The following is a 15,121-nucleotide window of genomic DNA, read 5'->3' on the forward strand; positions in this document are numbered from 1 at the left end:
CAATAGATGTCGAAAAATCGCGATTTTCGCGATTTTTCGACATCTATTGCGGCTTAGTTGGGGGGAGGAGGCGGGGAGGGCGGGGCTAGACGGCCTCGGGGACGTCCAGCCACTGGTACCAGCCGCGGTGGAGCACCAGCCAGGCCATGAGCCCGTACCCGGCCTGGCCGGGGGAGCCGGCGTTCACGGCGACGTCGTTGCGCCACTGTTCGTGGTTTTGCAGCGGGGAGAACGTATCCACGTAGTGGTGCTTGCGGCGCGTGGTGACGTCGGCAAACGCGGTGTTAAGCTCGGCCAGCTTACGATTCAGCGCGGGGTCAAGGGACGGGGGCGGGCCCACCACGAAGACCGGGATGTTCAGCTGCGTGGCCCCGTCCAGGATGTTGGCCAGGTTCAGCCGGCTGCGCGCCGTGGTCAGGCCGTATTCGATGTCCCGGCCGGAGAGGCCGATGACCATGCGGTTCTCGTGGAAGTCGTCAAATCGCTTGCCGGCCTCCGCGAGCCAGCGGCCGGCCAGCGCCTCGGTGCCTTCCCCGGGGCTCGCCAGCACGTACGGCTCCATGGTGATGGTGTCCTGGGGTGTCCGGGCCAGCACCCGGCCCAGCCAGCCCAGCGCGCGCGGATCGCCCACCCCGGCAACCAGCTCGTCCCCAACAGCTACGATTCGCAGCTCCCGATTTTCCACGGCGGCCCTTTCTAGTTCGAAAAAAGATTTCTCGGATCAACGGCAAAGATGCCCGGCCCGATGGAGCAGGCCGGGCATCCAATGCCGCTAGTTGCGCTCGAACGCCTGCTTGATCAGCAGCGTCTGTTCGACGGCGTGGATCTTCGCCGATCCGGTGGCGGTCGCCGCGGACGCCGGGCGCGAGACCCGGGTGATCGCCCGGCCCAGCTCCGGTGCCAGGTTCAGCCCCATGAAGGGCCACGGGCCCTGGTTGGCCGGTTCGTCCTGCGCCCAGATGACGTCGGCGTTGGGGTACTTGGCCAGTTCGGCGTTGATCTCCGCCAGCGGCAGCGGGTACAGCTGCTCCAGGCGGATGATGGCCACCTTCGTGTCCCCGGCCTTCTCGCGTGCGGCGATCAGGTCGTAGTACAGGCGTCCGGAGACCAGGATGACGCGGTCGACGGCGTTGGCGTCCACCGCGGCATGCTCGCCGATCACGGGCCGGAACCCGCCGGTGGTGAAGTCCTCGACCGACGACGCGGCGGCCTTCAGGCGTAGCAGCTGCTTGGGCGTGAAGATGATCAACGGCTTGCGCGGCTTGCTGTAGGCCTGGCGGCGGAGCAGGTGGAAGTGCGAGGCCGGCGTGGTCGGGTTGGCCACGACCATGTTGTCCTCGGCACACATTTGCAGGTAGCGCTCGATCCGGGCCGAGGAGTGGTCCGGACCCTGGCCCTCGTAGCCGTGCGGGAGCATCAGCACCAGCGACGAGCGCTGGCCCCACTTCTGCTCGGCCGATGAGATGAACTCGTCCATCACCGTCTGGGCGCCGTTGGCGAAGTCACCGAACTGGGCCTCCCAAATGACCAGCGCATCCGGGCGCTCCACCGAGTAGCCGTATTCAAAGCCCATGGCCGCGTATTCGCTCAGCAGCGAATCGTAGATCCACAGCTTGGCCTGGGAGTCGCCGAGCTCGGCGATCGGCGTCCAGACGTTGCCGTTGGCGCGGTCGTGGAACACCGCGTGGCGCTGCACAAACGTGCCGCGGCGCGAGTCCTGGCCGGCCATGCGGATCGGGACACCCTCCAGCAGCAGCGAGCCAAACGCGGCGAGTTCGCCAAAGCCCCAGTCAATGCCGCCTTCACGGGACATGACCTCGCGCTTTTCCAGCAGGGACTTCAACTTCTGGTGGACCGTGAAGCCCTCCGGAACGGCGGTGTGCACCTGGCCGATGCGGGCCAACGTATCCGCCGTGATGGCCGTGTTCTTGGGGTCGTTGACCCCGGCGTCGGCCTGCTGGGCCATGGGGCGCTCCAGGTCGGAGACCGCATGCGTGTCCTTGGTGATGATCGGGATGGGCGAGGTCTGGGCCGCGTGGGTCTCGGCAAAGACGCGCTCCAGGCGTTCCTGGTAGTCGCGCAGCAGCTGCGACGCCTCGTCCTCGGTGATGTCGCCGCGGCCAATCAGGGCCTCGGTGTACAGGCGGCGCACGGAACGCTTGGCCTCGATCAGGTTGTACATCAGCGGCTGGGTCATGGAGGGGTCGTCGCCCTCGTTGTGGCCGCGGCGGCGGTAGCAGACCATGTCGATGACGACGTCCTTGCGGAAGCGCTGCTGGAACTGGTAGGCCAGCTCGGCCACGCGGACCACCGCTTCGGGGTCGTCGCCATTGACATGGAACACGGGGGCCTGAATCATCTTGGCCACATCGGTGGAGTACACGGACGAGCGCGAGGAGGACGGCGCCGTCGTGAAGCCGACTTGGTTGTTGACCACCACGTGGATGGTGCCGCCGGTGCGGTAGCCGCGCAGCTGGGAGAGGTTCAGCGTTTCCGCCACGACGCCCTGGCCGGCAAAGGCGGCGTCGCCGTGGACCATGATGGGCAGCACGGGGAAGTTCTCGCCCTGATCCAGGCGGTCCTGCTTGGCGCGGACGATGCCTTCGAGCACGGCGTCCACGGCCTCCAGGTGCGAGGGGTTGGCGGCAAGGTAGACCTTCGTCTCGTTGCCGGCGTCGGAGGTGAACGTGCCCTCGGTGCCGAGGTGGTACTTCACGTCGCCGGATCCCTGCACGCTGCGGGAATCCTGGGTGCCCTCAAACTCGCGGAACACCTGGGCGTAGGTCTTGCCGGCGATGTTGGTCAGCACGTTCAGGCGGCCGCGGTGCGCCATGCCGATGGCCACCTCGTCCAAGCCGTCGTCGGCGGCGTCGGAAATGATGGAGTCCAGCAGCGGAATCAGGGACTCGCCGCCCTCGAGGGAGAAGCGCTTCTGGCCGACGAACTTCGTCTGCAGGAACGTCTCAAAGGCCTCGGCGGCGTTCAGCTTCGAGACGATGCGCAGCTGCTCTTCGCGGCTCGGCTTGGAGTAGGGGTGCTCCAACTCGTCCTGGAACCACTTGCGCTGCTCGGGCTCCTGGATGTGCATGTACTCGATGCCGGTGGTGCGGCAGTAGGCATCGCGCAACACGCCCAGGATGTCGCGCAGCAGCAGCTTGGGCTTGCCGCCGAAGCCGCCGGTGGGCCACTCGCGGTCCAGGTCCCACAGGGTCAGGCCGTAGGTGAGCACGTCCAGGTCGGGGTGCTTGCGCTGGCGGAATTCCAGCGGGTCGGTGTCCGCCATGAGGTGGCCGCGCACGCGGTAGGAGTGGATGAGCTGCTGGATCCGGGCAACCTTGTTGATCTCGTCAGCCGGGTCGACCTGCAGGTCCAGGCTCCAGCGGACGGGCTCGTACGGGATGCGCAGGGATTCAAAGATCTCGTCGTAAAAGTTCTCGGCACCGAGCAGGAGCTGGTGGATCTTCTTCAGGAACTCCCCGGAGCCGGCACCCTGGATGACGCGGTGGTCATACGTGGAGGTCAGGGTCAGGATCTTGGAGACGGCCGTCCGGGCAATGATCTTGGCACTGGCACCCTGGAATTCCGCCGGGTAGTCCAGGGAACCGACGCCGATGATGGCGGCCTGGCCCTTGGAGAGGCGGGGCACGGAATGGACCGTGCCGATGCCGCCGGGGTTGGTCAGCGAGACCGTGGTGCCGGCGTGGTCGTCGGCGGTGAGCTTGCCGGCGCGGGCGCGCTTGATCAGGTCCTCGTAGGTGTGCCAGAACTCGGCGAAGCTGAGGGTCTCGGCCTTCTTGATGTTGGGCACCATGAGCAGGCGCGTGCCGTCCGGCTTGGGCATGTCGATGGCGATGCCGAAGTTCACGTGCGGGGGCTGGACGGACACGGGCTTGCCGTCGACGACGTCGTAGTAGACGTTCATGGACGGGAACTGGGTCAGCGCCCGGATGACGGCGTAGCCGATCAGGTGCGTGAAGGAGACCTTGCCGCCGCGGGCGCGGGCCAGGTTGGAGTTGATGACCACGCGGTTGTCGATGAGCAGCTTGGCCGGGATGGCGCGCACGCTGGTGGCCGTGGGCACTTCCAGGCTGGTGATCATGTTCGTGGCGATGGCCTTGGCCGGGCCGCGCAGCACGGTGTTGACGGCCTCGTCCGGAACGGAGGTGTCCTTGGCCGTCTTGGGCAACTGGGCCGGGATCGGCGTGGTGCCGGTGCGGGCGGCATCCTTCGCCGGGGCCGGCGGGCGCTGGGCCGCCGGGGCCTTGGGGGTCGCCGCGGCGGGTGCCGGCGTCGTGCTGGGGGCGGCCGGGGCGGGCGCCGGCGTCGTGCTGGGGGCGGCCGGAGCGGGTGCCGCGGTGGCGCCGTTGACGGCGGCGGCCGGGACGACAGGGATTTCCCGTGTTATGGGATTGGCGGTTGCCGCGGTGTGGCGGCCATTGCCGGCCGCGTCCTCGGCCTCGAACGACTCGAACAGCGGCCACCACTTTGTGTCCACGGAGTTCTTGTCACCCTGGTAGCGCTCGTACAGCTCATCGACGAGCCACTCGTTTCCGCCAAATTCCTCGGGTAGACGGTGGATGGATTGCTCTGGCACGTGTATAACGCCTCTTCCATGAGTTCTTGTTGCCCGCTGTGCATAGGTTTTGCCGCGGGTTGTGCCGCGCGTGAGCACCCGTCGGGGCACAAACGGCGCAGCAGCCGCAAGACCTATTCGATCGTTGGCCAGGTGGTTCCAAACCCTGACCCCCTGTAAGTCTAGTGAGCAATTCCAGTTGCATGCCAATCTGGGCTGTTGTGCGTCAACCCCCGGTGCGGAAAGTGACACATTTGCCCCCGCAACGTCCGCCGGCGTGGCTAGACTCTGTTCTGCCGGCCATTTGGCCGGCCCCGACGCCGGTCGCGTCACCGCCCCACCCTTTGGGAGTGCCATGCGTTTCCTCACCCCGCCTACCACGGATCTGACCTACTCCGACGTCTTCCTGGTGCCCTCCCGCTCCGACGTCATGTCCCGGCTGGACGTGGACCTGGCCAGCGGGGACGGCACGGGCACCACCATTCCGCTGGTGGTGGCCAACATGAGCGCGGTCGCCGGCAAGCGCATGGCCGAAACCGTGGCCCGCCGCGGCGGGATGGCCATTTTGCCCCAGGATGTCCCGCTGCAGGTATTAAGGTCCGTCGTGGAGTGGGTCAAGGCCCGGGACGTGTTGTTTGAGACGCCGCTGACGATGTCGCGGGCGGACATCGTGGTCGATGCCGCGCACCTCCTGCCCAAGCGCGCGCACAACGCCGTGGTGGTGGTCGACGGCCGGACCTTTGCCGGGGTGGTGCGCGGGGCGGACCTCGACGGCGTCGACCGGTTTTCCTCCCTGGCCGCGGTCATGCGCACCAACGTGCTGACCATCGACGCGGCCCCCTTTGACGCCGTCCGGGCCCGGGCCGATGCCGGCGCCCTGACGCCCGCCGCGGCCAAGGCGGCCACCGACCGGGCGCTCCGGGACGCCTTCGCCGTGCTGGATGCGGCCGGCACCGACTTTGCCCCCGTGCTGCGCGGCGGCGAGGTGGTGGGGGCGCTGACCCGCACCGGTGCGCTGCGCTCGACCATTTTCCACCCCGCCCTCGACGACGCCGGCCGGCTGCGCCTGGGCGTGGCGGTGGGCATCAACGGCGACGTCGGCGCCAAGGCCGCCGCACTCCTGGAGTCCGGCATTGACGCGTTGGTGGTGGACACGGCGCACGGCCACCAGGGCAAGATGGTCGAGGCCTTGCGCGCCATCCGCGCGCTGCACCCCGTGGTGCCGGTGGCCGCCGGCAACGTGGTCAGCGCCGACGGCGTGCGGGATTTGGTCCAGGCCGGCGCGGACATTGTCAAGGTGGGTGTGGGGCCCGGGGCCATGTGCACCACCCGGATGATGACCGCCGTCGGCCGGCCCCAGTTCTCCGCCGTGCTCGAGTGTGCGACGGCGGCGGCCGGGCTCGGTGCCCACGTGTGGGCCGACGGGGGCGTCCGGTATCCGCGCGACGTGGCGCTCGCCCTGGCGGCCGGTGCCAGCCAGGTGATGGTCGGATCGTGGTTTGCCGGCACCTACGAGAGCCCCGGAGACCTGCAGGTGGACGTTGGCGGCCGCCGCTACAAGGAAAGCTTCGGCATGGCCTCGGCCCGGGCCGTGCAAAACCGGACCCAGTCCGAGGGCGCCTTCGACCGGGCGCTGAAGGGATTGTTTGAGGAGGGCATCTCCACCTCCAAGATGTACCTGGATCCGGCCCGGCCCGGGGTGGAGGACCTGCTGGACATGATCACGGCCGGACTGCGCAGCTCCTTTACCTATGCCGGGGCCACCTCGCTGGCGTCGTTTCGAGAGCGTGCGATCGTGGGCGTGCAATCGGCCGCCGGCTACGAGGAGGGCCGGCCGCTGCCGCAGGGGTGGTAGGGCCGCGTGCGCGGGATCCGGGTTAAGGTGGGTCCTGAGGCCTGGCCGCGGTCCAGGAGCTGAACCATCAACGTGTTTGCCCGCGCCCGCCCCGGTGCCGGCCACCGGGCTGGTGCTGCGCGGATCCACGGGTCCCCCGCCAGGCGGATAGCTTCTTCACCATCGCAGTCAGTTCAGCCCCATCTCGAAAGGTAGTCCTCGTGAAAATTGTGTCGGCAGAGATCTTTGTCACCAGCCCGAGCCGGAACTTTGTCACCTTGAAGGTGACAACCGATGAGGGCGTGGTGGGCATTGGCGACGCCACGCTCAACGGGCGTGAACTCGCCGTGGCGGCGTACCTGAGGGAGCATGTGGCGCAACTGCTGATCGGCAGGGACCCGCACCGGATCGAGGACACCTGGCAGTTCCTCTACCGCAGCTCCTACTGGCGCCGCGGCCCGGTCACGATGGCCGCGATCGCCGCCGTGGACATGGCCCTGTGGGACATCAAGGGCAAGATCGCCGGCCTGCCGGTGTACCAGCTGCTCGGCGGCGCCTCCCGGAACGGGCTGCGCGCCTACGGCCACGCCTCCGGCGCCGACCTCCCGTCGCTCTTTGACTCCATCCGCGAGCACCTGGAGAAGGGCTACCAGTCCATCCGCGTCCAGACCGCCATCCCCGGCATCAAGGCCGTCTACGGCGTGGCCGCCCAGGCCCAGGCCTCGGGGGAGCGGTACGACTACGAGCCCGCCGGCCGCGGCGCGTTCCCGCAGGAGGAGGACTGGGACACCCGGGCCTACCTGCGCCACCTGCCCACCGTCTTCGAGGCGGTCCGCAACGAGTTTGGCCCCGAGCTCCCGCTGCTGCATGACGGCCACCACCGCATGACCCCGATCCAGGCCGCCAAGCTGGGCAAGGCGCTGGAGCCGTACGACCTCTTCTGGCTGGAGGACTGCACGCCCGCGGAGAACCAGGAGGCGCTGCGCCTGGTCCGCTCGCACACCACCACGCCGCTGGCGATCGGGGAGGTCTTCAACACCGTCTATGACTTCCAGACGCTCATCAAGGACCAGCTCATCGACTACGTGCGTGCCGCGTCAACCCATTTCGGCGGCATCTCCCCGCTGAAGAAGGTCATGGACTTCGCCGCCCAGTACCAGGTCAAGTCCGGCTTCCACGGCCCCACCGACATCTCCCCGATCGGCTTCGCCGCCCAGCTGCACGTGGGCCTGGCCATCCACAACTTCGGCATCCAGGAATACATGCAGCACTCGGATGCGACCAACGAGGTCTTCGAGCAGTCCATGACGTTCAAGGACGGCTACCTGCACCCGGGCGAGCAGCCGGGCATCGGCGTCGAGTTCAACGAGGAGGCCGCCGCCGCGTTCCCGTACCAGCAGGCGTACCTGCCCTACAACCGCCTCGTGGACGGGACGGTGCACGACTGGTGACCGGCGATCCGGCACGGGAAGGCGATCCCGCCCAGGCGGGCAACCCGGCCCAGGAAGGCACTCCGGAGACGCCCCGCATCGTGGTGATGGGCGTCTCCGGTTGCGGCAAGTCGACCGTCGGCGCCCTGGTGGCCCGTGAGCTCGGCCTGCCCTTCATCGACGGCGACTCCCTCCATCCGGCGGCGAACATCGCAAAAATGGCGGCCGGCACGCCCCTGGACGACGACGACCGCCGGCCCTGGCTGTCGAGCGTCGGTGCGGCACTGGCGAGCGCCCCGCGGGGGATCGTGGTGGCGTGTTCGGCGCTGAAGCGTTCCTACCGCGATGCGATCCGCCGGCACGCGCCGGGCGCCGTCTTCCTGCACCTGGACGGCTCCCGGGAGCTGCTCGCCGCCCGGTTGCAGGGGCGCCAGGGGCACTTCATGCCCATGGCGCTGCTCGACTCCCAGCTCGCCACGCTGGAACCGCTCGGCCCCGACGAGGCGGGCCTGGTGGTCGATGTGTCCGCGACCGTCGCGGACGTGGTGGGGGCCGCCGTCGCGCGCCTGCGGGGAATAGCAGCGAAGTAGGAGCCCGGGCCGGACCCCTCGATGGGGCGGCCCGGGACAAGTTTTGGTATACAGGACATATGGATACTGCGCAGCACTTCGCCGTTGACCCCGCCGGAACCCCTTCGGTCATCCGCGTCGCGGTCATGGGGGTCTCCGGCGCCGGCAAGAGCACGATCGGCGCGCTCGTGGCGGACGCCATGAACATCCCCTTCCTCGATGGCGACTCCCTGCACCCCATGGCCAACATCGGCAAGATGGCCGCCGGGACGCCGCTGACCGATGACGACCGCTGGCCCTGGCTGGATATCGTGGGCAATGAGTTGGCCAACACCCGGGCCAGGGGGATCGTGATCGCGTGTTCGGCGCTGAAGCGCAGCTACCGCGACGCCATTCGCACCAACGCCCCGGACACCATCTTCTTGCACCTGGACGGCACCCTGGACGTCCTCAGCTCCCGGCTGGAGGGCCGCTCCGGACACTTCATGCCCAAGGAACTCCTGGCCTCCCAGCTGGCCGCCCTGGAACCCCTTGGCGAGGACGAGCGCGCCGTGGTCATCGATATTTCCGCCGGCATTACCGCCATCCTGGCCGAGGCCGTGGCCGGCATCACCGCCGCCACCGCCCGATGATCACCCTGCCCGTCTCCCCGCTGGAGACCGCCCCGGCCCGCACCGTCACCGGCGACTTCAAGGCCGCGTTCGGCCACCATCCGGCCGGTGTTGCCATCATCACCGCCGACGTCGGCACCGGCCCCGTGGGGATCACCGCCTCCTCCGTGGCCTCCGTGTCCGCCGAGCCGCCCATCCTGGCGTTTTCGCTGGCGTCCCAGTCCGGCTCCGCCGCCGCCATCGCCGTGGCCGATTCGCTGGTGGTCCACTTATTGACCGTCGGCGACCTCGACCTGGCCCGGATCTTTGCCCGCGCCGGGACCGAACGCTTCACCGCGGCCATGGCATGGACCCGGCTGGCCACCGGGGAGCCGTTGCTGGCGCACCATGGGCATGCGCTGCGCTGCCGGGTCCTTAGCCGCACCGCCGCCGGGTCCTCACTGCTCGTGGCGGCCGCCGTGCTGGAGGTCCTGGGCCCGGAACCCGCCGCCAGCAATGACCGGACCCCAGGCACCGACCCGGGCACGGACCCGGCCGGCGCCCCCCTCGTCTACCACAACCGGGTGTTCCACCGGCTGGGCGAACACTCCGTGCTAGGCAACGCCGGCGGCGTAATCCGGTCCGGCACGACGGCGGGCAATGGCGCGCATGTAGACTGAAAACCCTATGGAAAGTAAATCTAGGGGCCGGCGCAACGGTCCGCAGCTCGGCACCCGCCGCGCCCGCGCGAATGTTGCACAAGCCGGCAAACCCCGCATGAGAGCCCCCCGTTCCCCGATGCCCACCCCGGCCGGCCCCGGCGCCGACCACCCCCCGCCGGCCGCGAGCACCCCCCGCGGCCACGGCCCCCACGCCCCTGCGATGACCGGGGGCCTGTGATGGAGTGGCTCCTCCTGGCCGCCGGCCTTTCCCTGATCCTGGGCACCGGGTTCTTTGTGGCCGTCGAATTTTCCCTCGTGGCCGTGGACCAGGCCGCCGTCCAGGGCGCCGTGAACGACGGCGACAAGGCGGCGGAACCGCTGCTGCGCTGCCTGAAGTCGCTGTCCACCCAACTCTCCAGCTGCCAGCTGGGCATCACCTTGACCACCCTGCTCACGGGCTTCCTGATTGAGCCCTCCCTCGGGGCGCTGCTGCACCGGCCGCTGGCCGGGCTGGGCCTCTCCGACGGCGCCGCCGACGCGGCCGGGCTGACCGCGGCCATGGTCGTGGCCACGCTGCTGTCCATGCTGCTGGGCGAATTGGTCCCGAAAAACATGGCGATTGCCCGCGCCTTTGAGATCGGCAAGGCCGTGGCCCGCCCGCAACTGGTCTTCACGGCCGTGTTCAAGCCCGCCATCCTGGTGCTCAACGGCTTCTCCAACAAGGTCCTGAATCTCTTCGGCATGGAGGCCAAGGAGGAAATCTCCGGCGCCCGGTCCCCGGCCGAGCTGGCATCGCTGGTTCGCCGCTCGGCCGCCATGGGCACCCTGGACGAGGGCACGGCCAAGTTCGTCGCCCGCACCCTGAGCTTTGCCGACCGCACGGCCGCGGACGTGATGACCCCCCGCATGCGGGTGGAAACCATCGAGTCCGAGCAGTCCGTGGCCGAGATCATCGCCGCCGCCCGGCGCACCGGCTTCTCCCGCTTCCCCGTCATCGGCGACTCCCCGGATGACATCCTGGGCGTGGTCCACCTGAAAAAGGCCGTATCCATCCCATTTAAGAAACGCGCCCTGGTCCAGGCCGGGGCCATCATGACGGAGGTCCTGCGCGTGCCTGAGACCGTCCACCTGGACGCCCTCATCATGGAGTTGCGCGAGGGGAACCTGCAGATGGCCGTGGTGCAGGACGAATATGGCGGCACGGCCGGGGTGACAACGCTGGAGGACCTTGTGGAGGAAATCGTGGGTGAGGTCTCCGATGAACACGACCGCACCAAGCCGGGCATTCTCCAAGGTGCCGACGGCGACTGGTACTTCCCCGGACTGATGCGACCCGACGAGGTTTCCGAACGGATCGGCCCGCTGAGCGTCCCCGATGAGGCCGGCTACGAAACCGTGGGCGGATTCATGATGGCCGAGCTTGGCCGCATCGCCGTGGTGGGGGACGCCGTCCCCGTGGATGGCGGCACCCTGGTGGTGGATCGGCTGGAACGCCGCCGGATCGACCGGATCCGCTTCGTCCCGGCCCCTGCCCCGGAGACCGGGGAACACGACGTCGTGCCCGGTGACGGCCACGCCGCGCGCAACCACGACCACGGCAACGGGGGTTCCCGATGAGCCCGCTGGCCGGAATTGGCGCGCTGATACTGCTGCTGTTGGGCAACGCATTCTTTGTGGCGGCCGAATTTGCCATCATGTCCGCCCGGCGCAGCCAGATTGAGCCGCTGGCCGAGGCCGGGTCCAAACGGGCCAGGATCACCTTGGGCGCCATGGAAAACGTGTCGCTGATGCTGGCCTGCTCACAGCTGGGCATCACGGTGTGCTCGCTGCTGATCCTCAACGTCTCCGAACCGGCCATCCACCACCTCTTGTCCGCGCCGCTGCACGCGATGGGGGTGGGGGAGGAGATCGCCGGCCCGGCCGCGTTCGTGGTGGCGCTGTTGATCGTCACGTTCTTGCATGTGACGTTTGGTGAGATGGTGCCCAAGAACATGAGCGTCTCCGCCGCGGACCAGGCGGCGCTGCTGCTGGCTCCGCCGCTCGTGCTCCTGGGCAAGGTGGTGCGCCCCGTCATCGTGGCGCTCAACTGGACCGCCAACCACATCGTGCGGTGGTTTGGAATCGAGCCGCAGGATGAGGTTTCCTCCTCCTTCACGCTGGAGGAGGTGCAGTCCATCGTGGCCGCCTCGACCCGCAGCGGCCTGGTGGACGACCAGACCGGGCTGATCAACGGTGCCCTGGAGTTCTCCACCCAGACGGCCGGGACCATCATGGTGCCGCTGGAGCAACTGGTGACCTTGCCGGCGTCGGCCACCCCGGTGGACTTTGAGCACAAGGTCGGCAAGACCGGCTTCTCCCGGTTTGTGTTCACGGATGAATCCGGGGACCTCCTGGGCTATCTGCACCTGAAGGACGTGCTGCCCATCCCGGCGGAGCGCTATGAGCTGCCCATTGGCGAGGGCCGGGTGCGCTCCCTGGTCAACCTGGATGTGGGCGAGGAGATCGAGGACGCGCTGGCCATCATGCAGCGCACGGGTTCCCACGTGGCCCGCATCATCTCCGCTGCGGGGCAGACCCTGGGCGTCCTGTTCCTGGAGGATGTGATCGAGCAGCTGGTGGGCGAGATTCGCGACGCCACGCAAACCCAGATCCACGAGCGCAAACGGCCTTGATGCGAATGGTTCCCAAATAGGTTATGCTAAGGGAAGCCTTATTGGTAACAATTCTCATTAGCATTCCCCGGAGGAACTCCATGCGCCTGCGCCGCACCGCCTTGACCGTTGCACTTGCCGTGGCGGGTGCACTGTCGCTGGGCGCGTGCGGGGGCGGTTCGGACGCTTCGCCGGGTGCCTCCGGCTCCACGGCGGACGGCAGGATCCAGGTGGTGGCCTCCACCAACGTGTACGCCAGCATCGCCGAGGCCGTGGGAGGGACCAAGGTGGACGTGCATGCCATCATCGCCCGGGCCGACGCCGATCCCCATTCCTACGAGGCCACCGCGCAGGACAAGCTGGCCGTCTCCAAGGCCGCCGTCGGCATCGAAAACGGCGGCGGCTACGACGACTTCTTCGATCAGCTCGCCAAGGGGCTCCTGGGCCCGGCCAAGGTGGTCAACGTCAGCGCGCTCTCGGGCCTGGACACCGGCACCGGCTTCAACGAGCACGTGTGGTATTCGCTGCCGACCATGGCCACCCTGGCCGATGAGCTGGCCGGGCGCTTCTCCGCCCTCGACGCCGCCGGGTCCGCCGCCTTTGACGCCAACGCCAGGGCCTTCAAGGCCGGGCTGGCCGGGATCGAGGGCCAGCTGGCCGCGCTGAAGGCCGCCCATGCCGGCGCCCCGGCGGCCGTCACCGAACCCGTCCCGCTGTACCTGCTCGCGGCGGCCGGGCTGGCCAATGCCACGCCACCGGAATTCAGCGAGGCCATCGAAAACGGCTCCGACGTCCCCACCACCGTGCTGCGCGATACAGTGGCCCTCATGAAGTCCGGAACCCTGAGCATGCTCGCCTACAACGCCCAAACCGAGGGCCCCCAGACCGTGGAGGTCAAGAAGGCCGCCGAGGCGGCCGGAGTGCCCGTGGTGGACTTCGCCGAGACGCTGCCGCAGGGGAAAACCTATCTGCAGTGGATGGAGGCCAACACGGCCGGCCTGCAACAGGCCCTCGGACGCCACAAGGCCATCGCCAGGTGAGCCCGGCCGACCATGTCACGGCGCCGGACGCCGCACCGCCGGCCGTGAGCCTGCGGGGGGCCCGGTTGGGCTATGGGCGGCGGCTGCTGTGGGATGGGCTGAACCTGGACATCGCAGCCGGGGAATTCCTGGCCGTGCTCGGTGCCAACGGCAGCGGCAAGACCAGCTTCGTGAAGGTCCTCCTCGGCCAGACCCCGCTGGGCGAGGGCACGGTGAGAATCGGCGGGCAGCCGGCGCGGCGCGGCAGCCGCGCCATCGGGTACGTGCCGCAACAAAAAAACCTTCCCCCGGACACGCCGCTGCGCGCCCGGGACCTGGTGGGGCTGGGCGTGGACGGGCACAAGTGGGGCGTGCGGCTGCGCGGCCGGGCGTACCGGGCGCGCGTGGACGAGCTCCTCGCCCAGGTGGGGGCCGCATCCTACGGCAGGATTCCGGTGGGCCTGCTCTCCGGCGGCGAGCAGCAGCGGCTGCGCATCGCCCAGGCCCTGGCACCCAACCCCCAGGTGCTGCTGTGCGATGAACCGTTGCTGTCGCTGGACTTGAACCACCAAAAGGCGGTCAGCGCCCTGGTGGGCCGGCAGGCCAAACGCAACGGGACCGCCGTCGTCTTCGTCACCCACGAAATCAACCCGATCCTCGAGCACGTCGACCGGATCCTGTACCTGGCGGGCGGGCGGTTCACCGTGGGCACGCCGGAGGCGGTCATGACCACCGAGGTGCTCTCCGGGCTGTACGGCACGCGGGTGGAGGTGCTGCGCAGCAACGGCCGGATCGTGGTGGTGGGCCGCCCGGACGCCGTCATCGACGGCCACCACGTGGACGAGACGGAGGCCACCGCATGAGCTGGGCCGACTTCATGGCGGCGGTGTTCAACTTCACCGACTACGGCGAGCTGCTGCCGCTGTTCCGCGACTCGCTGCTGGCCGGGGCCATCCTGGGCGTGGTGGGCGGGCTGATCGGCACGTTCGTCATGATGCGCGAGCTGGCCTTTGCCGTGCACGGCATCGCCGAGCTGTCCTTTGCCGGCGCCGCGTTTGCGCTGCTCATCGGCGCCGACGTGATCGGCGGCTCGCTGGTGGGGTCCGTGCTGGCGGCGCTGCTGCTGGGCGTCATGGGCGTGCGGGCGCGGGAGAAGAATTCGGTCATTGGGGTTATCATGCCGTTCGGGCTGGGCCTGGGCATCTTGTTCCTGTCCCTGTACCAGGGCCGGGCGGCCAACAAGTTTGGGCTGCTGACCGGGCAGATCGTCTCCGTGGACTCCACCGCGCTTTCCATCCTGGCCGGGACCGCCCTGGTGGTGGTGGCCGGGCTGGTCGCGATTTGGCGGCCCCTGACGTTTGCCAGCGCCGATCCGGACATCGCCACGGCCCGGGGGGTCCCGGTGCGCTCCCTGTCCCTGGTGTTCATGGTGCTGCTGGGGATTGCCGTGGCCATGTCCATCCAGGTGGTGGGGGCGCTGCTGGTCCTGGCCCTGCTCATCACCCCGGCCGCCGCGGCCCTGCAGGTGTCGGCCGCCCCGCGCATGGTGGTGCTGCTCAGCGTTGCCTTTGCCATGACCGCCACGGTGGGCGGGATCATGCTGGCACTGGGCGGGCGGATTCCCATCAGCCCGTACGTGACCACGCTGTCCTTCCTGATTTATCTCGTGTGCCGCTTTGTCGGCGCGTGGCGGCGCCGGCGCGGCTGGTCGGTGCGGCCGGCCGCCGTTCCGGGGCACCACTAGCCGCCTTCCGGGCGGGGTGGGTCGGGGCGGCGGACCCGATGGCCAGAAT

12 protein-coding genes are annotated in these 15,121 nt (G+C 68.8%); 10 read left to right on the top strand and 2 right to left on the bottom strand.

The window, feature by feature from the left end; translation table 11 throughout:
- Positions 1–85: 85 nt before the first annotated feature.
- Entirely contained in the window at positions 86–685 is a 600-nt protein-coding gene (locus AB4Y80_RS14555) for a GDSL-type esterase/lipase family protein (RefSeq protein WP_442215067.1), read from the bottom strand.
- Positions 686–772: 87 nt separating this feature from the next.
- Positions 773–4,594, bottom strand: coding sequence for a multifunctional oxoglutarate decarboxylase/oxoglutarate dehydrogenase thiamine pyrophosphate-binding subunit/dihydrolipoyllysine-residue succinyltransferase subunit (locus AB4Y80_RS14560; RefSeq protein WP_442215068.1), 3,822 nt, complete (start codon positions 4,592–4,594; stop codon positions 773–775).
- 334 nt (positions 4,595–4,928) lie between these two features.
- On the opposite strand from AB4Y80_RS14560, the gene AB4Y80_RS14565 reads away from it, so the two are divergent.
- From AB4Y80_RS14565 to AB4Y80_RS14610, 10 genes are all read left to right on the top strand, one after another.
- Entirely contained in the window at positions 4,929–6,428 is a 1,500-nt protein-coding gene (locus AB4Y80_RS14565) for a GuaB1 family IMP dehydrogenase-related protein (RefSeq protein ID WP_442215069.1), read from the top strand.
- Positions 6,429–6,628: 200 nt separating this feature from the next.
- Positions 6,629–7,858 carry a D-mannonate dehydratase ManD gene (gene manD, locus AB4Y80_RS14570; protein ID WP_442215070.1) on the top strand — a complete coding sequence of 410 codons (1,230 nt, stop codon included), beginning with the start codon at positions 6,629–6,631 and terminating at the stop codon, positions 7,856–7,858.
- Positions 7,855–8,427, top strand: a complete 573-nt coding sequence (locus AB4Y80_RS14575) for a gluconokinase (protein ID WP_442215071.1) — start codon at positions 7,855–7,857, stop codon at positions 8,425–8,427. The genes manD and AB4Y80_RS14575 overlap by 4 nt, the downstream gene beginning before the upstream one ends.
- Positions 8,428–8,486: 59 nt before the next feature.
- The gene (locus tag AB4Y80_RS14580; RefSeq protein WP_442215072.1) at positions 8,487–9,038 is read left to right on the top strand and encodes a gluconokinase; all 552 of its coding nucleotides are present in this window, start codon (positions 8,487–8,489) and stop codon (positions 9,036–9,038) included.
- Complete coding sequence (locus tag AB4Y80_RS14585) at positions 9,035–9,676, top strand: flavin reductase family protein (protein ID WP_442215073.1); 642 nt, start codon at positions 9,035–9,037, stop codon at positions 9,674–9,676. Before AB4Y80_RS14580 ends, AB4Y80_RS14585 begins: the two co-directional genes overlap by 4 nt.
- Positions 9,677–9,895: 219 nt before the next feature.
- On the top strand, positions 9,896–11,275 hold the full coding sequence (locus AB4Y80_RS14590) for a hemolysin family protein (protein ID WP_442215074.1): 1,380 nt from the start codon (positions 9,896–9,898) through the stop codon (positions 11,273–11,275).
- Complete coding sequence (locus AB4Y80_RS14595; protein ID WP_442215075.1) at positions 11,272–12,330, top strand: hemolysin family protein; 1,059 nt, start codon at positions 11,272–11,274, stop codon at positions 12,328–12,330. Before AB4Y80_RS14590 ends, AB4Y80_RS14595 begins: the two co-directional genes overlap by 4 nt.
- Positions 12,331–12,410: 80 nt before the next feature.
- Entirely contained in the window at positions 12,411–13,349 is a 939-nt protein-coding gene (locus tag AB4Y80_RS14600) for a metal ABC transporter solute-binding protein, Zn/Mn family (RefSeq protein ID WP_442215076.1), read from the top strand.
- Positions 13,346–14,191, top strand: a complete 846-nt coding sequence (locus AB4Y80_RS14605; protein WP_442215077.1) for a metal ABC transporter ATP-binding protein — start codon at positions 13,346–13,348, stop codon at positions 14,189–14,191. Before AB4Y80_RS14600 ends, AB4Y80_RS14605 begins: the two co-directional genes overlap by 4 nt.
- Positions 14,188–15,072 (top strand): metal ABC transporter permease, encoded by an 885-nt coding sequence (locus tag AB4Y80_RS14610; protein WP_442215078.1) that lies wholly within the window; start codon positions 14,188–14,190, stop codon positions 15,070–15,072. Before AB4Y80_RS14605 ends, AB4Y80_RS14610 begins: the two co-directional genes overlap by 4 nt.
- Positions 15,073–15,121 lie beyond the last annotated feature (49 nt).

The sequence above is a fragment of the Specibacter sp. RAF43 genome, from assembly GCF_052114065.1.
GTDB lineage: Bacteria > Actinomycetota > Actinomycetes > Actinomycetales > Micrococcaceae > Specibacter.